The sequence below is a fragment of the Pseudomonas sp. GW821-FHT07F05 genome (genome assembly GCF_059418765.1).
The window spans coordinates 31846-48896 of sequence record NZ_JBWKQL010000001.1; the positions used below are offsets into that span (position 1 = coordinate 31846).

Below are 17051 nucleotides of genomic sequence, written 5' to 3' on the forward strand. Positions count from 1 at the left end.
GGTTTGGAAGCATCATGACACAAGGCCGGGAGCAAACCCACAGCCCGCGCGAAATCTGGATATGCTTAATCTACAGCCTGTGCGTGGACATTTTGTCGCAGGCCAGAGGCGGTGATAAGCAACCTGTATAGGGACAATAGTGTGCTGCGGACGTTCTGAATGTATTGCGGTGGTTGTCCTGACTCTATCGAAGTAGGACAATTGCCGGCTTCACGTCACCATCAGCGACCTTGAATGGCCTTTCTTGCTCTGGGTATCAACCATAAGACTGCATCAGTTGATGTCCGCGAGCGCGTGGCATTTACGCCTGAGCAGCTGGTTGAGGCGCTACAGCAGCTCTGCCGCCTGACCCGCAGCCGGGAAGCGGCCATTCTCTCCACCTGCAATCGCAGCGAACTTTATATCGAACAGGATCAGCTGACCGCCGACGTCGTGTTGCGCTGGCTGGCGGATTATCACCACCTGAATGTCGATGAGCTGCGCGCCAGTGCCTATGTGCATGAAGACGACGCGGCAGTGCGACACATGATGCGCGTGGCGTCGGGCCTGGACTCACTGGTGCTCGGCGAGCCGCAGATCCTGGGTCAGATGAAATCGGCCTATGCCGTTGCCCGGGAGGCCGGCACCGTCGGCCCACTGCTCGGGCGTCTTTTTCAGGCCACTTTCAGCGCTGCCAAACAGGTACGCACCGACACCGCCATCGGCGAGAACCCGGTGTCCGTCGCCTTTGCCGCCGTCAGCCTGGCCAAGCAGATTTTCAGCGACCTGCAGCGCAGCCAAGCGCTGTTGATCGGGGCGGGGGAGACCATCACGCTTGTCGCGCGTCACCTGCATGATCTCGGGGTCAAGCGTATCGTTGTTGCCAACCGCACCCTCGAACGCGCGAATATTCTGGCCGAGCAGTTCGGGGCTCATGCGGTGCTGTTGGCCGACATCCCGGCCGAGCTGGTCAACAGCGACATCGTCATCAGCTCCACGGCCAGTCAGTTGCCGATTCTGGGCAAGGGCGCCGTGGAAAGCGCGCTGAAACTGCGCAAGCACAAGCCGATCTTCATGGTCGACATCGCCGTGCCGCGCGACATCGAGCCTGAGGTCGGCGAGCTGGACGACGTCTATCTCTACACCGTCGACGATCTGCACGAAGTCGTCGCTGAAAACCTCAAAAGCCGCCAGGGCGCGGCGCAGGCGGCCGAAGAACTGGTCAGCATGGGCGTCGACGATTTCATGTCGCGGCTGCGCGAACTGGCGGCGGTCGACGTGCTCAAGGCGTATCGTCAGCAGAGCGAACGCCTGCGTGACGAAGAATTGCAGAAAGCCCAGCGCATGCTTGCCAATGGCAGCAACGCCGAAGATGTATTGATGGCGCTGGCACGTGGCCTGACGAACAAAATGATGCACGCCCCGAGCGTGCAGCTCAAAAAGCTCTCCGCTGAAGGCCGCGTCGATGCGCTGGCCATGGCCCAGGAACTCTTTGCCCTCAACGAGGGCTCCACGGATAAATCCCCGCAATGAAAGCTTCACTGCTTAATAAGCTGGACGTGCTCAGCGACCGTTTCGAGGAATTGACCGCGCTGCTCGGCGATGGCGAAGTCATCTCCGACCAGACCAAATTTCGCGCGTATTCCCGTGAGTACGCCGAAGTCGAGCCAGTGATTCAGGTATACCGGCAGCTGCAGAAAGTGCAGAGCGACCTCGAAGGCGCGCAGGCGCTGCTCAAGGACAGCGATCCCGACATGCGCGAAATGGCAGTCGAGGAAGTGCGCGAAGCCAAGGATCAGTTGCTGGTCCTTGAAGCTGACCTGCAAAAAATGCTGCTGCCCAAAGACCCGAACGATGGCCGTAACGTGTTTCTGGAAATCCGCGCCGGCACGGGCGGTGACGAAGCCGCGATCTTTGCCGGCGACCTTTTCCGCATGTATTCCCGTTATGCCGAGCGGCGTGGCTGGCGTGTCGAGATTCTGTCGGAGAACGTGGGCGAGCATGGCGGCTACAAGGAAGTCATTGCGCGGGTCGAAGGCGAGCACGTCTACGGCAAGCTGAAATTCGAGTCGGGTGTGCATCGCGTTCAGCGCGTGCCGGAAACCGAATCCCAGGGCCGCATTCATACGTCTGCGTGTACCGTGGCGGTGTTGCCAGAGCCTGACGAACAGCAGACCATCGAGATCAACCCGTCCGACTTGCGCGTTGACACCTATCGCTCATCCGGCGCCGGTGGTCAGCACGTCAACAAGACCGACTCGGCCATCCGCATTACGCACTTGCCGTCCGGCATTGTGGTGGAGTGTCAGGAAGAGCGTTCGCAGCACAAGAACCGTGCGCGGGCCATGTCCTGGCTGTCGGCCAAGCTCAACGATCAGCAGACCGCTGCGGCGGCCAACGCCATCGCCAGTGAGCGTAAATTGCTGGTCGGTTCCGGGGATCGCTCGGAACGCATTCGTACGTACAATTTCCCACAGGGGCGAGTCACGGATCACCGCGTGAACCTGACGCTCTACTCCCTTGATGAAGTTCTGGCCGGCGGGGTCGATGCAGTGATAGAACCGTTACTTGCCGAGTATCAGGCAGACCAACTTGCGGCACTGGGTGATTAAATGACCATCATCGCCAGCTTGTTAAGAAGCGCCGAGTTGCCGGATTCTCCGACAGCGCGCCTGGATGCAGAATTGTTGCTGGCCGCTGCCCTGGGCAAGCCACGCAGCTTTTTGCACACCTGGCCCGAGCGTATTGTCAGCACCGAAGCGGCGCACGCTTTCGACGGCTATCTCAAGCGTCGTCGAACCGGCGAACCCGTCGCGTACATCCTGGGCCTGCAAGGGTTCTGGAACATCGACCTGGAAGTCGCTCCCCATACGCTGATCCCCCGGCCCGAAACCGAGATGCTGGTGGAAACCGCGTTGGAGCTTCTGCCTGGTGCGATTCCTCACACGCTGCTCGACCTCGGCACGGGCACCGGCGCGATTGCTCTGTCGCTGGCCAAGGATCGTCCGCAGTGGAGCGTCACGGCGGTGGATCGCGTTGAAGAGGCGGTCGAGCTTGCCGAACGCAATCGTCAGCGCCTGCATCTGGACAACGCGAAGGTCTTTCACAGCCACTGGTTCAGTGCCGTCGAAGGTCAGCGTTTTGACCTGATCCTGAGCAACCCACCCTACATTGCCTCCAATGACCCGCATCTGGTCGAAGGCGATGTGCGCTTCGAGCCAAGCAGTGCGCTGGTCTCCGGCGCCGATGGCCTGGACGACCTGCGCCTGATTGTGTCGCAAGCGCCCGTGCACCTTGAAGCTGGCGGCTGGCTGTTGCTGGAGCATGGCTACGATCAAGGCGCAGCGGTTCGCGAGTTGTTGCTTGCGCACGGATTCGAAGAGATCAAGACCCGCCGCGACCTGGGCGACCACGAGCGCATTACCTTCGGGCGAGTGCCGTGCTGACGGACGAAGAGCTGCTGCGCTATAGCCGGCAGATCCTTCTTCAACAGGTCGACATCGACGGTCAGCTGCGCCTCAAGCAGAGCCGCGTTTTGATCGTCGGCCTCGGCGGGCTGGGTTCGCCGGTGGCGTTGTACCTGGCGGCGGCCGGCGTCGGCGAACTGCATCTGGCGGATTTCGACAGCGTCGATCTCACCAACCTGCAACGCCAGATCATTCACGACACCCAGAGCGTGGGGCTGAGTAAGGTTGATTCAGCCATTGCGCGGCTGACTGCGATCAATCCGCTGATCACACTGGTGCCCCATCGCGCCGCCCTTGATGTTGACTCGCTGGCCGCAGCCGTTGCCGGGGTAGACCTCGTGCTGGACTGCTCCGACAATTTCTCTACGCGTGAAGCCGTCAATGCCGCCTGCGTCGCCGCCTGCAAACCACTGGTCAGCGGCGCTGCGATTCGCCTCGAAGCGCAACTGTCGGTGTTCGATCCGCGTCGTCCGGAGAGCCCTTGTTACCACTGCCTGTACGGGCACGGCAGCGAAACCGAACTGACTTGCAGCGAGGCGGGCGTGATCGGTCCGTTGGTAGGATTGGTTGGCAGTTTGCAGGCTCTCGAAGCCCTGAAGCTGCTGGCCGGATTTGGCGAGCCGATGGTGGGGCGACTGCTGCTGATTGATGTCATGAGCACGCGATTCCGCGAATTGAAAGTCAAACGCGACCCTGGCTGCAGTGTGTGCGGTACCGGGCCCCGAGTTACCGCCGAGCATGAATAGAGACAGCGATGCGCCGGTGGCGGTGTTTGATTCCGGCGTCGGCGGGTTGTCGGTGCTGGCGGAAATACAGCAGTTGCTGCCACGGGAATCGTTGCTCTACGTCGCCGATTGCGGCCACATTCCCTACGGTGAGAAAACCCCGGAATTCATTCGCGAACGTTGCGCGACGATTGCCGAGTTTTTCCACAGCCAGCGCGCCAAGGCCCTGGTGATCGCCTGCAATACGGCAACAGTGGCCGGCATCGCCGACTTACGCGTCCGCTACCCTGACTGGCCACTTGTGGGCATGGAGCCGGCGGTCAAGCCTGCAGCTGCGGCAACGCGGACCGGCGTCGTCGGCGTGCTGGCGACCACCGGTACTTTGCAAAGCGCCAAGTTCGCCGCGTTGCTCGATCGCTTTGCGGCAGACGTGCAAGTCATCACGCAGCCGTGTCCGGGCCTGGTGGAGCTGATCGAAACGGGCGATCTGGTCAGCCCGGCGATTCGCCAGTTGCTGCAGGGTTACGTCGCGCCGTTACTCGCGGCGGGGTGCGACACCATCATTCTGGGCTGCACCCATTACCCGTTTCTCAAACCATTGCTGCGGGAAATGATCCCTGCCTCCATCACGCTGATCGACACCGGTGCCGCTGTAGCCCGGCAGTTGCAGCGGTTACTGGGCGAGCGCGAGCTGCTGGCGAGCGGTCATCCTCGGACTGCTCAGTTCTGGACGACCGGTGATCCAGAAGATTTCAGAAACGTCCTACGCGTGCTTTGTAACAACTCCGACAATGTGCGAAGCTTCGTTTCGTGAAAAAAACGTGAATCGCTTCGGCTGTGGGTGAACTAACGTTCAGCCGCCGGCTTCTACAGCACTTCTGTCGATATAAAAAATTTTTAACTGCTTTCGAAAATAGGATGTTTCAGATGAAGCGACTGTTTTGTTTGGCTGCGATTGCGGCTGCGTTGTTGGGGCAAAGCGCAATTGCTCAAGCTGATGGGGTCGAGTTTTCCGTAGGACACACTGGCGAATCCACGATGACTTATCGTCTGGGCGCGCAATTTGATTGGGATCAAAGCTGGTGGCAAACCGGTGTCGGTCGCCTGACCGGTTACTGGAGCGGCGCTTACACCTACTGGGAAGGCGACAAGAGCTCCAGCAACAACAGCCTGTCGTTCTCTCCGGTATTCGTTTATGAGTTCTCGGGTGAGAGCGTCAAGCCTTACATTGAAGCCGGTATCGGCGCCGCTGTATTCCAGCGCACCGAAGTGGAAGGCAACAAGCTGGGCAGCGCGTTCCAGTTTGAAGACCGTCTGGGTTTCGGTCTGCGCTTTGCTGGTGGACATGAAGTTGGCCTGCGCGCCACTCACTACTCCAACGGCGGCATGACCACCAATAACGACGGTATCGAAAGCTACGCGATTCACTACACGATGCCGTTCTAAGCGTTTGATTGCGTTATTGCACGAGCGGGTTTAACCGCACCTGCAATGCACTACCCGCTTCTTCCCGGCTAAAGCCAGTCCTACTGAAAAATCACCTCGTAGGACCGGCTTTAGCCGGGAACGTGTCAGCCAAAACAGCTGAGCCAGGCAAACATCAAATCCCGTGCTTCCTGCTTGCCGCGACCATCACAGATAAGCGGTCGCGATTCCTTCTCGCTCGGCAATACACTCCGGCGCACCCATTTCGAACTCCCTGCAAATCAACGGTCGACGGTCGTAGATCGTGCACATCATCGTGTCGCGATCCAGTGCCGCGCACCAGCCATCGTCCAGGCGCAGCATCACTTCGCCGCCCCAGTCATCGGTGTCGATGTAACGCTCGGGCACGCCGGTGTCGGTAATCAACATGACTTCCAGCTGACAGCAGCAGGCCGCGCAGGTGGAACACGTGATTGCGGGTTCGTCAGGGAGTTGAAGCGAAGGGATCACAGTCGTCATGGGCGGCAGTTTAAATCACCGCGCAGTAGACCGCTAACCGGCGTGACGAATGCTCACCCATTCTCCTGCGTCTCGGCTTGCCGCTGGGGCAGCGACTTGAACGCTTGCAGGGCGCGTTCGCGGCTGGCTTTCAAATCGACGATGGGCGCGGGGTAGCCTTCCACGCCGAACAGCCCGCCCAGCGCGGACGGGTTATGAATGTCTCGCTTGTTCAACTCAGCCAGTTCAGGCACCCATTGCTTGATGAATCGACCTTCAGGGTCGAAGCGCTCCGACTGACTTTGTGGATTGAAGATCCGGAAGTAGGGCGATGCGTCGGTACCGGTCGATGAGCTCCACTGCCAGCCGCCATTGTTCGACGCAAGATCGCCGTCGATCAGGTGCTGCATGAAATAGCGCTCACCCTCGCGCCAGTCGATCAGCAGATTCTTGGTCAGGAACATCGCCGAGATCATCCGCAGGCGGTTGTGCATCCAGCCGTTTTCAAGCAGCTGGCGCATGGCTGCATCGACAATCGGCAGCCCGGTCCTACCCTGTTGCCAGGCTTCCAGATCCTTGGGCGCATTGCGCCATTTCAGCGCTTCGGTTTCCGGGCGGAAGGCGCGGTGACGGGAGACACGGGGGAACCCCACCAGCACGTGCTTGTAGAATTCACGCCAGAGCAGCTCATTGATCCAGGTGACTGAGCCCGGATTACCGGTCTCGAATTCGCCGCTGTTGCTGCGCAGTGCTGAATGCAGGCATTGGCGGGGCGAGATCACCCCGGCCGCCAGGTACGCAGACAGCTGGCTGGTCCCGGGCTTGGCGGGGAAGTCGCGCTCTTGATCGTAGTAATGCACCTGCTCGTCGGTGAAGTTGTGCAAGCGATCACGCGCCTCATCTTCACCGGCCGGCCAGAGCGAGCGCAGGGTCTCGGTCGGCGCAGCGAAGCCCTTGACGCCATCGGGAACGACGTCACTTTTGACGGACAGCTTCTGTTGCGGCTTGGGCCGTGCAACCAGCGCCGGCATCGAGTAATGCAAGCGGGCGTAACAGACCTTGCGGAACTGCGTGAAGACCTTGAAATAGCCGCCGCTTTTGGTCAGCACGCTGCCCGGCTGGAAGAACAGCTGGTCGAGGTGACGACGAAACAGAATGCCGGCGCCGTCGAGAGCCGCCTCCACTTCACGGTCTCGTTTGGTCTCGTTGATGCCGTACTCGTCGTTAACGTGTACACCTTCGATCCCGTGTTGCTGACACAGCTTCAGGATCGAATTGGGTGCCTGCGCCCACGTGTCCGCATGGACAATCAGCAAAGGGACGTTGAGCGCCGCAAGTGACTTGCTCAATTCGCGAAGGTTGCGCAGCCAGAAATCGACTTTGCATGGGGCATCGTCATGGCTCTGCCACTGGCCCGGGCTGATCACGTACACGGCCAGAGTCGGGCCCTGCTCCATGGCAGCGCTCAGCGCGGTGTTGTCGTGCACACGCAGATCACTGCGCAGCCATATCAATTGCATAGTTATTCCTTAGATAAGCCCCAGCCGCTGCAAGGCAGCCTGGGCGGTCAAAGGGTCTTCGGCGAGGGACAGGCCCGAGACTTCACCCTCGGCTGCGGATAATTCCGTCGAATGAATACGCACCGCAGGCCCGACGATCAGCTTCGGGCACTCGATGTTGTGCAGCAGGCGAGGCAACTGGCCGACGTTCAGTGACTTGCTGGAATACAACAGCACTGCGCGCGGCTTGAGGTATTCGCAGGCCAGGGCCAGCTCGCCGGCCGGCAATGGCCAGTCGAACACTTCCACCGGGCAATCGGCGCTGCTGAGCAGCCACGCGGTCAGCCACAGATGCGGCTCGAGCGGGAGGTCGGACTGATTGACCAGCAGCAAGGGCGCGCCGCTGACCTGACGGTTGTTGTGGTAAAGCCGGGCGCCGAACTTGCTGCGCAGCCACGAATAGAAAAACACCCGCTCAAGCTGCGCGCCGAACTGGCCTTGCCAGCGCTGCTCAAGTGACGCCAGCAGCGGCAGCAACAGTTGTTCGCAAAGCGTGCGCGGCGGATACAGCGACATCGCGCGGTTGAGGGAATCATCGAGTCGCCGCTCGGCCAGGGCGCCGATGGCTTCCTGCAGAGTCTGGCGAAGAATGTCCCAGTCATTCTCGACACTGGGCGCTGGCGCCTGCTGATCGTCGATCAACTGCTTGACCTGACTGACCGACACGCCGCGATTCAGCCACGTGAGGATGGTCAGCACGCGGTCGACATGTTCGTTGCTGTAAAGACGATGGCCCTTGGCTGTACGGTGCGGAACGATGAGGCCATATCGACGTTCCCAGGCGCGCAGGGTCACTGCGTTCACACCGGTCAGTCGGGCGATTTCGCGAATCGGCAGCCAGCCGTTTTCAAAGGCGTTCGCGGGGTCCTGCGGGTCGCCTTCCGGCGGTTCTTGCTCGGTAGTTGTCATGTTCAAATCGCGTTGCGCAGACTGAGGTTTTCCGGATGCGGCTGCAGATAAACCTGCAGCGCAATGTACGGATCGGGGTGTCGGCGGAAATGGTGTTTGAGCAGCGTCAGCGGCACAACCAGCGGCACGATGCCCTGGTGGTACTGATTGATGACGCCCTGGATTTCTTTCTTGTCGGATGCGCTGAGGGTCTGGCGCAGATAACCGCACAGATGCTGCAGCACATTGGTGTGGGTGCGCCGCGTCGCCGGTTTTTTCAGCGCGCTCATCAATTGACTGAAGTAGCGCGGGGCGATCTCGGCAGGGTCATTCCGGCCCATGGTGCCCAGCAGATTCCCCAGCGCCTTGTACTGGACGGGATCGTTGGCCATCAATTGGTATTTATAGCGGGCGTGAAACTCGGTGAGCGCACGGCGGGTGATGCCGCTTTTCAGCAGCTCTTGCCACGCGGCATAGGCAAACACGCGGGTGATGAAATTCTCCCGCAGCACCGGGTCGTTCAAACGGCCGTCTTCTTCAACCGGCAGATCAGGATGACGCGCGCAGAACGCCTGGGCATAAATGCCACGTCCGCCGGTTTCGAACGGCACGCCGTTATCGCGGTACACCTTGACCCGCTCCAGGCCACACGACGGCGATTTCTGCATGAAGATATAGCCGCAGATGTCGCTCATCTCAGTAGCCATGTGCTCGCCGTAATCAGCCAGTTGCTCGGTAACATCCATGGCGTGATGAACCGTGCCGATCGCCCGAGGGTGATCTGTGTCTCCCACCAAACGAATGGCTTCGCGAGGGATGCCCATACCGATGGCGACCTCGGGGCACGCCGGCACGAAATCGAAGTATTCGTTGAGGGCACGGGTCAGAAGGTGCGATTCCTTGTGCCCGCCATTGAACCTGACCTCCACACCCATCAGGCAGGCGCTGACGCCCAGCTTGGGTTTGGAGGCTTGCTCTGATGAATGATCGAGTACAGCAGACATGACAAACCCTCGATGAACTTCTTATACAGATCCGTTTCTCTGTACAACATTTGCCCATCATAGGTTTGTAGCAGTGCAAGTCAAATAATTTGTACAAGATCGGTGAATGAAACGACAAGGTGCGGGAATTCAGCCGTAATGACGGGCTGACGCGGCAGTTGGGAAGGGTTTACTTCCAACCCATCTGCCAGCTCTGGTCATTCTTCAGGGTCTGCCAGGCCAGCGTCTGGCTGCGCTTGGTCATGACGGCTTGCAGTTCGATCTCCAGCACCGTCCCTTCTTCATCACAAAACAACTCGGTGACCAAAAAGTGCTTTTCACGGTTTTGAGGAGACGCTGCCGTCCATTTCGACAGCAGCAGCTTGCGCGGGTTGATTCGATTCATTTGAGGTGTTCCAGCAGACGTCGCGCGGCTTCCTGACCACTCAGCCAGGCGCCTTCGACTCGGCCCGACAGGCACCAGTCGCCGCAGACGTACAGACCCAGATCTGCATCGGACAACGCGCCGACTTCGCGTCCGCCAGCCGGCCTTGCGTACAGCCAGCGGTGGGCGAGGGTGAATGCCGGGGCCGGCATCGCGCAATTCATCAGCTCGGCGAACGCGCCGTGCAAGTGTTCGATGACGTCCTCCTTGGCCATGTCCACATGCTGGCGACTCCAGGCGCTGGTGGCGTGCAGAATCCAGGTGTCCATCTGGCTGTCGCGCCCGGGTTTGCTGCGATTGCGGGCCAGCCAGTCGATGGCGCTGTCCTGCACGAAGCAGCCTTCGAGGGGCGTGTCCAGCGGGGTATCAAAAGCCAGCGCGACCGCCCAGGTCGGCTCCATCTTCACGCCCGCGACAACGCTCGCCAGTTTCGGCGCGTCGGCCAGCAGGGTCGTGGCCTGGGGCGCAGGGATGGCGATCACGACCTGGCTGAACGGGCCGTGGCTTTGGCCGTCGGCGTCCAGCAGATTCCAGTGTTGTTCGCCACGAAAGACTTCGGTGATGCGGCAGGAAAAGGTCACCGGCATGTCGCCGAGCATGGCCCGGGTGATTGCACTCATGCGCGGCGCGCCGACCCAGCGCACTTGCTCGTCGGGCGACAGGCTGAGTTTTCCGCCATGATAGTTGTAGAGCAGCGGCTTCCACTCGGCCACGTGGCCCTCGACTTGCCACTGCTGGACGGCGGCGGCGAAGCGACGGTCGCGGGCGGTGAAGTATTGCGCGCCCATGTCCAGTGCGCCGGCATCGCTGCGTTTGCTGGACATCCGGCCGCCACTGCCGCGGCTCTTGTCAAAGAGATGAATGCTATGCCCGGCGGCTTGCAGCGCCTGGGCGGCGGAGAGTCCGGCGATGCCGGTACCGATGATTGCAATGGGGACAGTCATAGGGGCCTCGTTACCTTGTCTGCACAGACTACGCCTCAGGCAAAAGCTGTACAATGCCGTTTTTCGGTATAAGTTGTCGCCCTGCATACGCAGGACGCGGACCTTTCCAAGGGCTCGCTGACAAGTCTGACGCTTTGCTTCAATCGTTCAACTGCACGATCAGGCTGTCCTAAAGAACAGCAGTGAAGTGGATCGCTCTAACCTGACCTAAAGTTGAGTGATCACTCCGCGCACGAGCTCATGGCTTGTGAAGAAATAGACTCCGCAATTGCGATGAACGCCACGTAAGGAACTCAGTCATGCACATCTTGCTGACCGGCGGTACAGGCTTGATAGGGCGTCGTTTGTGTAAACACTGGCTCGCGCAGGGCCATCAGCTGACGGTCTTGAGTCGCAAACCCGATGACGTTGCGCGGCTCTGCGGCGCCAACGTTCGCGGGATAGCTCACTTCGACGACATAGGCAGCCAGCACGTCGACGCGGTGATCAATCTGGCCGGCGCACCCATCGCCGACCGTCCGTGGACCCGCAAACGCAAAATACTGCTGTGGGACAGCCGCATCACCCTGACTGAGCAATTGGTCACGTGGCTTGAGCGCCGCGAGCAGAAACCCGACGTGTTGATATCCGGCTCGGCGGTAGGCTGGTATGGCGACGGCGGTGAGCGCGAGCTCGACGAAAATGCGCAACCGGTCAGCGAAGATTTCGCCAGCCGTCTGTGCATTGCCTGGGAGGAGACCGCGCAACGTGCCGAGACCCTGGGCATTCGCGTGGTGCTGGTACGCACCGGACTGGTGTTGGCCGACGAAGGCGGCATGCTGCAGCGGCTGTTGCCGCCGTTCAAGATGGGCATGGGCGGGCCGATCGGCAACGGACGCCAATGGATGCCGTGGGTTCATATAGAAGATCAAATCGCCCTGATTGATTTTCTGATGAGCCGGGACGATGCCCGAGGTCCTTATAATGCCTGCGCGCCGTCACCGGCCCGCAACCGGGATTTCGCCAAGACCCTCGCGTCCGTGCTGCACCGACCATCCTTCATGCCGATGCCGGCCGTTGCGCTTCGAGTGTTGCTGGGCGAGCTATCGATCCTGTTGCTGGGCGGTCAACGCGCCCGGCCAGACCGCCTGCAAGAGGCGGGTTTCACTTTCCGATTCACTGATCTGCGCGCGGCCCTGGAAAACCTTTTGGGCCGCCACTGACATCAAGGTGTTGCATGACCGATCACGCTTTATTGCTGGTTAATCTGGGTTCACCGGCGTCCACGTCGGTCGCTGACGTGCGCCGCTACCTCAATCAGTTCCTGATGGACCCTTACGTTATTGACGTGCCGTGGCCAGTGCGTCGCCTGATCGTGTCGCTGATTCTGATCAAGCGCCCGGAGCAGTCGGCCCATGCGTACGCGTCAATCTGGTGGGACGAGGGTTCGCCGCTGGTGGTGCTGAGCAAGCGACTTCAGCAGGCCATGGTCAAGGAATGGAAACACGGCCCGGTCGAACTGGCGATGCGTTACGGCGAGCCGTCGATCGAGACCGTGCTCACGCGCCTGGCAGCCCAGGGCATCAAAAAGGTCACGTTGGCGCCGCTGTATCCGCAGTTTGCGGACAGTACCGTGACCACGGTGATTGAAGAAGCCAAGCGCGTAGTGCGTGAGAAAAAGCTGAATTTTGACTTCTCGCTGCTGGCGCCGTTCTTCAATCAGCAGGAATACCTCGACGCCCTGGTGGCGAGCGTGCGGCCGCATCTGCAGCAGGATTACGATCACCTGCTGCTGAGTTTTCACGGTCTGCCCGAGCGGCATCTCACCAAGCTCGACCCGACCGGCAATCACTGTTTCAAGAGCGGCAACTGCTGTGAGACGGCGTCGCCTGAGGTCCTGGCGGTCTGCTACCGCGCCCAGTGCATGCGCTCAGCGGCAGAGTTCGCCAAGCTGATGGGGATTGCCGATGGCAAGTGGTCAGTGTCGTTTCAGTCGCGCCTGGGCCGCGCCAAGTGGATCGAACCCTACACCGAACCGCATCTGGAGGAGCTTGCTGCTCAAGGCGTGAAGCGACTGCTGGTCATGTGCCCGGCGTTTGTCGCGGACTGCATCGAAACGCTGGAAGAAATTGGTGATCGCGGGGCTGAAGTGTTCAGGGAAGCCGGGGGCGAGGAGCTGGTGCTGATTCCGTGTCTGAACGACGACCCGAACTGGGCGAAGGCGCTGAACACATTGTGCGAAAAGGCACCGGCGATGGTCGTGTAATAACGCGAGCTTAGCTTTCACGTAGAACCATGTGGGAGCGACCGGGGTGGCGTTCCACCTTGCTCGCGAAAGCGTTCGAACATGCGAGATCGATGCAACTGCCTACCGCGTTCGCGAGCAAGCTCACTCCCACAGTTTCGGTGTACGCCGAGGATCTCAGGGGATGCACAAGCAAAAAGGGGGCATCACTTGAGTGATACCCCCTTTTTCATAACGCTTCCAAACTACGGCAGCTGATCATCGAGGTGCTTGTTCTTCCACGCGTCATTCCCCGGCAGGATCAGGTTCAGCACGATGGCGGTCACGGCGCACAGCGCGATGCCTTTCATGCCGAAATCATCAGGGCCGTTGCCGGTGCCGATCAGCACGCCGCCAATGCCGAACACCAGCGTGACGGACACGATCACCAGATTGCGCGCTTCGGCCAGGTCGACCTTGTGGCGAATCAGCGTGTTCATGCCCACCGCCGCGATCGAGCCGAACAGCAGGCACAGAATCCCGCCCATGACCGGCACCGGAATACTTTGCAGCAACGCGCCGAACTTGCCGATGAAGGCCAGGGTAATGGCGAAAATGGCCGCCCAGGTCATGATCTTCGGGTTGTAGTTTTTGGTCAGCATCACTGCGCCGGTCACTTCGGCGTAGGTGGTGTTGGGCGGGCCACCGAAAGCGCCAGCCACGGTCGTCGCGATGCCGTCACCCAGCAAGGTGCGGTGCAGGCCGGGCTTCTTCAGGTAATCACGGCCCGTCACGCTGCCGACCGCAATCACGCCGCCGATGTGCTCGATGGCCGGAGCCAGTGCCACCGGTACGATGAACAGGATCGCCTGCCAGTTGAATTCCGGTGCCGTGAAGTGCGGCAAGGCCAGCCAGGGCGCGGCAGCAATTTTCGCCACATCGACCACGCCGAAATAGAACGACAGCGCAAAACCCACCAGCACGCCCGAGATGATCGGCACCAGACGGAAGATGCCTTTGCCAAACACGGCAACGATCAACGTCGTCAGCAGCGCCGCCATCGAAATGATGATGGCGGTGTTGTACGGGATCAGCTCTGCGGCGCCGTCACCCGTCCGCCCCATTGCCATGTTGGCGGCAATGGGTGCCATCGCCAGACCAATGGAAATGATCACCGGCCCAATGACCACCGGCGGCAGCAGGCGGTCGATGAAACCGGTGCCTTTGATCTTCACGGCCAGGCCGAGGAAGGTGTAGACGAAGCCTGCTGCCATGACCCCGCCCATGGTCGCGGCCAGGCCGAACTGGCCCTTGGCGAGAATGATCGGGGTAATGAAAGCAAAGCTCGACGCGAGGAAGACCGGCACCTGACGGCCTGTCACCACCTGGAAGCACAGGGTGCCCAGGCCTGCCGTGAACAGCGCAACGTTGGGATCGAGGCCAGTGATCAGCGGCATCAATACCAGCGCGCCGAATGCCACGAACAGCATCTGCGCGCCCGACAAGATGGTGCGCCAGAGTGGATCGTTGAACTCATCCGGCTTCATCAGGCGTCCTTCTGCTTGGTGCCGAAAATCTTGTCACCGGCATCGCCCAGGCCCGGAATGATGTAGCCGTGTTCGTTCAGTTGCTGATCGATGGACGCGGTGTAGATGTTGACGTCCGGGTGGGCCTTCTCGACGGTAGCGATGCCTTCCGGCGCGGCAACCAGCACCATCGCGCGGATGTCGCGGCAGCCGGCTTTTTTCAGCAGGTCGATGGTGGCAACCATGGAGGCGCCGGTGGCGAGCATCGGGTCGATGATCAGCGCCAGACGCTGATCGATCTCGGGGGCGAGCTTTTCCAGGTATGTGTGGGCTTCGAGGGTTTCTTCATTGCGCGCGACGCCCACGGCACTGACCTTGGCGCCCGGGATCAGGCTGAGCACGCCTTCAAGCATGCCGATGCCGGCCCGCAGGATCGGCACCACGGTGATCTTCTTGCCGGCGATCTTCTCGACCTGAACCGTGCCGGCCCAGCCCTGAATCTCGTAGGTTTCCAGCGGCAGATCCTTGGTCGCTTCATACGTCAGCAGCGCGCCGACTTCCTGAGCCAGTTCACGAAAATTCTTGGTGCTGATATCGGCACGGCGCATCAGGCCGAGCTTGTGGCGGATCAGCGGATGGCGGATCTCACGAATGGGCATAGGGGAAAGGCTCCAGCGGGCGGGCAAAAAAAACGGCTTAGATTAATCTATTCAGCTGTAACTTGTCCTGACGGTTAGGTTCGCGTGTCGAGATTTCTGGAACGGCAGTGCAACGTTAGTCCAGAAACACTTGCCCTGATGTCGGCGGATGCGTACCTTTGCCCGCTTTTCCTTACACAGCCCCCTTGGAGAGCGTCATGTCCGCTGATCTCGAGCATATCCGTCAAGTCATGCGCGAGGCTGACTGCCTTTACAGCGAGGCCGAAGTCGAAGCCTCCATCGCCCGCGTCGGCGAGCAAATCAATGGCGTGCTGGCCGACCGTAACCCGGTGGTATTTTGCGTCATGAACGGCGGCCTGATCTTCGCTGGCAAGCTGCTCACTCATCTGAATTTCCCGCTGGAAGCGTCCTACCTGCACGCTACCCGCTATCGCAACGAAACCAGCGGTGGCGACCTGTTCTGGAAAGCCAAACCTGAAGTTTCGTTCATCGACCGTGACGTGCTGATCATTGACGACATCCTTGACGAAGGTCACACCCTCGGGGCGATCATCGACTTCTGCAAACATGCCGGTGCAAGCGCTGTTCATACCGCTGTGCTGATCGACAAGGACCACGACCGCAAGGCGCGCCCTGACCTGAAAGCAGACTTCGTCGGTCTGCCTTGCATTGACCGCTACATCTTCGGGTACGGCATGGACTACAAAGGCTACTGGCGCAATGCGGCCGGGATCTACGCCGTTAAAGGCATGTAAGACAAGCATCGTCACAGTGTGGGAGTGAGCGTGCTCGCTCTCACACATGCCACATCTATCGATGTTTTGGGTGGTGCCGGGTCGATTGGAGGGTGGTGACGGTCGACAGGCACTCGCATGATAGAGTGCCCCCCACTTTTCGGGAGGCGCCCATGTCGTTATCGTTTCGAACCACCGCTGCGTGGATGTTGCTGTTGACACTGCCGCTCCCCGCACTCGCCGAACCCATGCACGCGCAGTACCTGCCGCCGGACGAGTTGTCCGTGCGCGAGGGCGAACCCGAGCAGCAGCAATTGCTGCAGATCACTGAGTATTCGGTGGTGATCGGCAGCCAGCGTCAGTCCAATCAGCAACCGATCCCGGTCACCTCGCCACTGATCCTGCGCCTGAAAGGCAAGCCCATGAACAAGGGCGCGACCATTGCCGACGTGCTGATCCACTTCGACGGCGAAAGCAAAAGCCTGAAAAAACCGACTTACGACGAGCCGTCGCGCACGCTGACGCTCTATTACCCGGCGACGCAATACCGCGTGCTCGTGGATTTGCTGCGTAACGAAAAGGTCTACTGCCAATTCCTCAGCTATGCCAACGGTCACGTCTGGGCCGACCTGCACACCGGCAGCGTACGCGCGCGTTGAGCCGGCGACCGGGCGGGGGGTAAACTGCCCGCCCGTGAAATGTCCCGCAAGTCAGTTGGAGTCAGCAATGCGTAAAGATAAAAAGCAGGTGATTGGCGATGAAATCGGCGACGCCCAGATCAAGCTGTTCCTGGATTTCGAGCCGGTTGACGCGACTTCGCCGTCGCTGCACAAGCTGATCAAGGCTTATCGAGGCCTGCGCGTTGACGATTTCGCGCGGTTTCTGACGTTCTTCAAGGAAGCCGGTTACGACCTCGACGGCAAAGACGAACACGGCAATGACTTCGTGGCGCTGATCAAGGATCAACGCAATGCCGAGGAATACATCGAACTGATCGACAGGGCGAAAGGCTGATT

Annotated in this window: 19 protein-coding genes; 11 read left to right on the top strand and 8 right to left on the bottom strand. The window is 60.3% G+C overall.

Going from position 1 to position 17051, the window contains the following annotated elements:
* The first annotated feature begins 234 nt into the window (after nt 1–234).
* The 6 genes from hemA (at nt 235) to AC07RO_RS00200 (ending at nt 5617) form a co-directional block, all read left to right on the top strand.
* Entirely contained in the window at nt 235–1512 is a 1278-nt protein-coding gene (hemA, locus tag AC07RO_RS00175) for a glutamyl-tRNA reductase (RefSeq protein WP_192174949.1), read from the top strand.
* Nucleotides 1509–2591: a peptide chain release factor 1 gene (gene prfA / locus AC07RO_RS00180; protein ID WP_192174948.1), complete on the top strand. Its 1083-nt coding sequence runs from the start codon at nt 1509–1511 to the stop codon at nt 2589–2591. The genes hemA and prfA overlap by 4 nt, the downstream gene beginning before the upstream one ends.
* Nucleotides 2592–3425, top strand: a complete 834-nt coding sequence (gene prmC / locus AC07RO_RS00185) for a peptide chain release factor N(5)-glutamine methyltransferase (RefSeq protein WP_346631459.1) — start codon at nt 2592–2594, stop codon at nt 3423–3425.
* Nucleotides 3419–4192 (top strand): molybdopterin-synthase adenylyltransferase MoeB, encoded by a 774-nt coding sequence (locus AC07RO_RS00190; RefSeq protein ID WP_495085011.1) that lies wholly within the window; start codon nt 3419–3421, stop codon nt 4190–4192. Before prmC ends, AC07RO_RS00190 begins: the two co-directional genes overlap by 7 nt.
* A complete protein-coding gene (gene murI / locus AC07RO_RS00195) occupies nt 4185–4985 on the top strand; it encodes a glutamate racemase (RefSeq protein WP_495085012.1) in 801 nt (266 codons plus the stop codon). Before AC07RO_RS00190 ends, murI begins: the two co-directional genes overlap by 8 nt.
* A 113-nt stretch (nt 4986–5098) precedes the next feature.
* On the top strand, nt 5099–5617 hold the full coding sequence (locus AC07RO_RS00200; protein WP_192174944.1) for an acyloxyacyl hydrolase: 519 nt from the start codon (nt 5099–5101) through the stop codon (nt 5615–5617).
* A 186-nt stretch (nt 5618–5803) separates the two neighbouring features.
* Here the strand turns inward: AC07RO_RS00200 and AC07RO_RS00205 are convergent, their stop codons facing one another.
* The 6 genes from AC07RO_RS00205 to AC07RO_RS00230 all read right to left on the bottom strand — a co-directional run bounded on the left by AC07RO_RS00205 (nt 5804) and on the right by AC07RO_RS00230 (nt 10913).
* A complete protein-coding gene (locus AC07RO_RS00205) occupies nt 5804–6115 on the bottom strand; it encodes a YkgJ family cysteine cluster protein (RefSeq protein WP_122536194.1) in 312 nt (103 codons plus the stop codon).
* Between the two features lie 53 nt (nt 6116–6168).
* Nucleotides 6169–7614 carry a deoxyribodipyrimidine photo-lyase gene (gene phrB / locus AC07RO_RS00210; protein ID WP_495085013.1) on the bottom strand — a complete coding sequence of 482 codons (1446 nt, stop codon included), beginning with the start codon at nt 7612–7614 and terminating at the stop codon, nt 6169–6171.
* Between the two features lie 9 nt (nt 7615–7623).
* Nucleotides 7624–8562, bottom strand: a complete 939-nt coding sequence (locus tag AC07RO_RS00215) for a MerR family transcriptional regulator (protein WP_192174942.1) — start codon at nt 8560–8562, stop codon at nt 7624–7626.
* A 2-nt stretch (nt 8563–8564) separates the two neighbouring features.
* On the bottom strand, nt 8565–9545 hold the full coding sequence (locus AC07RO_RS00220) for a YbgA family protein (RefSeq protein WP_192174941.1): 981 nt from the start codon (nt 9543–9545) through the stop codon (nt 8565–8567).
* A 169-nt stretch (nt 9546–9714) separates the two neighbouring features.
* The gene (locus tag AC07RO_RS00225; protein WP_495085014.1) at nt 9715–9930 is read right to left on the bottom strand and encodes a TIGR02450 family Trp-rich protein; all 216 of its coding nucleotides are present in this window, start codon (nt 9928–9930) and stop codon (nt 9715–9717) included.
* Nucleotides 9927–10913 carry an NAD(P)/FAD-dependent oxidoreductase gene (locus AC07RO_RS00230; RefSeq protein ID WP_495085015.1) on the bottom strand — a complete coding sequence of 329 codons (987 nt, stop codon included), beginning with the start codon at nt 10911–10913 and terminating at the stop codon, nt 9927–9929. The genes AC07RO_RS00225 and AC07RO_RS00230 overlap by 4 nt, the downstream gene beginning before the upstream one ends.
* Before the next feature lie 299 nt (nt 10914–11212).
* Here AC07RO_RS00230 and AC07RO_RS00235 point away from each other — a divergent pair, with 299 nt between their 5' ends.
* Nucleotides 11213–12115 (top strand): TIGR01777 family oxidoreductase, encoded by a 903-nt coding sequence (locus AC07RO_RS00235; RefSeq protein WP_346626969.1) that lies wholly within the window; start codon nt 11213–11215, stop codon nt 12113–12115.
* A 14-nt stretch (nt 12116–12129) separates the two neighbouring features.
* Entirely contained in the window at nt 12130–13158 is a 1029-nt protein-coding gene (gene hemH / locus AC07RO_RS00240; RefSeq protein ID WP_495085016.1) for a ferrochelatase, read from the top strand.
* A 224-nt stretch (nt 13159–13382) separates the two neighbouring features.
* Here the strand turns inward: hemH and AC07RO_RS00245 are convergent, their stop codons facing one another.
* Entirely contained in the window at nt 13383–14663 is a 1281-nt protein-coding gene (locus AC07RO_RS00245; protein WP_037018282.1) for a uracil-xanthine permease family protein, read from the bottom strand.
* The gene (gene upp / locus AC07RO_RS00250; protein ID WP_133771905.1) at nt 14663–15301 is read right to left on the bottom strand and encodes a uracil phosphoribosyltransferase; all 639 of its coding nucleotides are present in this window, start codon (nt 15299–15301) and stop codon (nt 14663–14665) included. The genes AC07RO_RS00245 and upp overlap by 1 nt, the downstream gene beginning before the upstream one ends.
* A gap of 197 nt (nt 15302–15498) precedes the next feature.
* On the opposite strand from upp, the gene AC07RO_RS00255 reads away from it, so the two are divergent.
* The 3 genes from AC07RO_RS00255 (at nt 15499) to AC07RO_RS00265 (ending at nt 17049) form a co-directional block, all read left to right on the top strand.
* A complete protein-coding gene (locus AC07RO_RS00255) occupies nt 15499–16056 on the top strand; it encodes a hypoxanthine-guanine phosphoribosyltransferase (protein ID WP_423574078.1) in 558 nt (185 codons plus the stop codon).
* Nucleotides 16057–16208: 152 nt separating this feature from the next.
* Entirely contained in the window at nt 16209–16694 is a 486-nt protein-coding gene (locus tag AC07RO_RS00260) for a hypothetical protein (RefSeq protein ID WP_495009151.1), read from the top strand.
* A 67-nt stretch (nt 16695–16761) separates the two neighbouring features.
* On the top strand, nt 16762–17049 hold the full coding sequence (locus tag AC07RO_RS00265) for a PA4642 family protein (protein ID WP_192174933.1): 288 nt from the start codon (nt 16762–16764) through the stop codon (nt 17047–17049).
* Nucleotides 17050–17051 lie beyond the last annotated feature (2 nt).

Excerpts from the sequence above, each read along its gene's own strand:
- hemA (WP_192174949.1), top strand. The coding sequence starts at position 235 with ATGGCCTTTCTTGCTCTGGGTATCAACCATAAGACTGCATCAGTTGAT.
- prfA (WP_192174948.1), top strand. The coding sequence starts at position 1,509 with ATGAAAGCTTCACTGCTTAATAAGCTGGACGTGCTCAGCGACCGTTTC.
- prmC (WP_346631459.1), top strand. The coding sequence starts at position 2,592 with ATGACCATCATCGCCAGCTTGTTAAGAAGCGCCGAGTTGCCGGATTCT.
- murI (WP_495085012.1), top strand. The coding sequence starts at position 4,185 with ATGAATAGAGACAGCGATGCGCCGGTGGCGGTGTTTGATTCCGGCGTC.
- AC07RO_RS00200 (WP_192174944.1), top strand. The coding sequence starts at position 5,099 with ATGAAGCGACTGTTTTGTTTGGCTGCGATTGCGGCTGCGTTGTTGGGG.
- AC07RO_RS00205 (WP_122536194.1), bottom strand. The coding sequence starts at position 6,115 with ATGACGACTGTGATCCCTTCGCTTCAACTCCCTGACGAACCCGCAATC.
- phrB (WP_495085013.1), bottom strand. The coding sequence starts at position 7,614 with ATGCAATTGATATGGCTGCGCAGTGATCTGCGTGTGCACGACAACACC.
- AC07RO_RS00215 (WP_192174942.1), bottom strand. The coding sequence starts at position 8,562 with ATGACAACTACCGAGCAAGAACCGCCGGAAGGCGACCCGCAGGACCCC.
- AC07RO_RS00220 (WP_192174941.1), bottom strand. The coding sequence starts at position 9,545 with ATGTCTGCTGTACTCGATCATTCATCAGAGCAAGCCTCCAAACCCAAG.
- AC07RO_RS00225 (WP_495085014.1), bottom strand. The coding sequence starts at position 9,930 with ATGAATCGAATCAACCCGCGCAAGCTGCTGCTGTCGAAATGGACGGCA.
- AC07RO_RS00230 (WP_495085015.1), bottom strand. The coding sequence starts at position 10,913 with ATGACTGTCCCCATTGCAATCATCGGTACCGGCATCGCCGGACTCTCC.
- AC07RO_RS00235 (WP_346626969.1), top strand. The coding sequence starts at position 11,213 with ATGCACATCTTGCTGACCGGCGGTACAGGCTTGATAGGGCGTCGTTTG.
- hemH (WP_495085016.1), top strand. The coding sequence starts at position 12,130 with ATGACCGATCACGCTTTATTGCTGGTTAATCTGGGTTCACCGGCGTCC.
- AC07RO_RS00245 (WP_037018282.1), bottom strand. The coding sequence starts at position 14,663 with ATGAAGCCGGATGAGTTCAACGATCCACTCTGGCGCACCATCTTGTCG.
- upp (WP_133771905.1), bottom strand. The coding sequence starts at position 15,301 with ATGCCCATTCGTGAGATCCGCCATCCGCTGATCCGCCACAAGCTCGGC.
- AC07RO_RS00255 (WP_423574078.1), top strand. The coding sequence starts at position 15,499 with ATGTCCGCTGATCTCGAGCATATCCGTCAAGTCATGCGCGAGGCTGAC.
- AC07RO_RS00260 (WP_495009151.1), top strand. The coding sequence starts at position 16,209 with ATGTCGTTATCGTTTCGAACCACCGCTGCGTGGATGTTGCTGTTGACA.
- AC07RO_RS00265 (WP_192174933.1), top strand. The coding sequence starts at position 16,762 with ATGCGTAAAGATAAAAAGCAGGTGATTGGCGATGAAATCGGCGACGCC.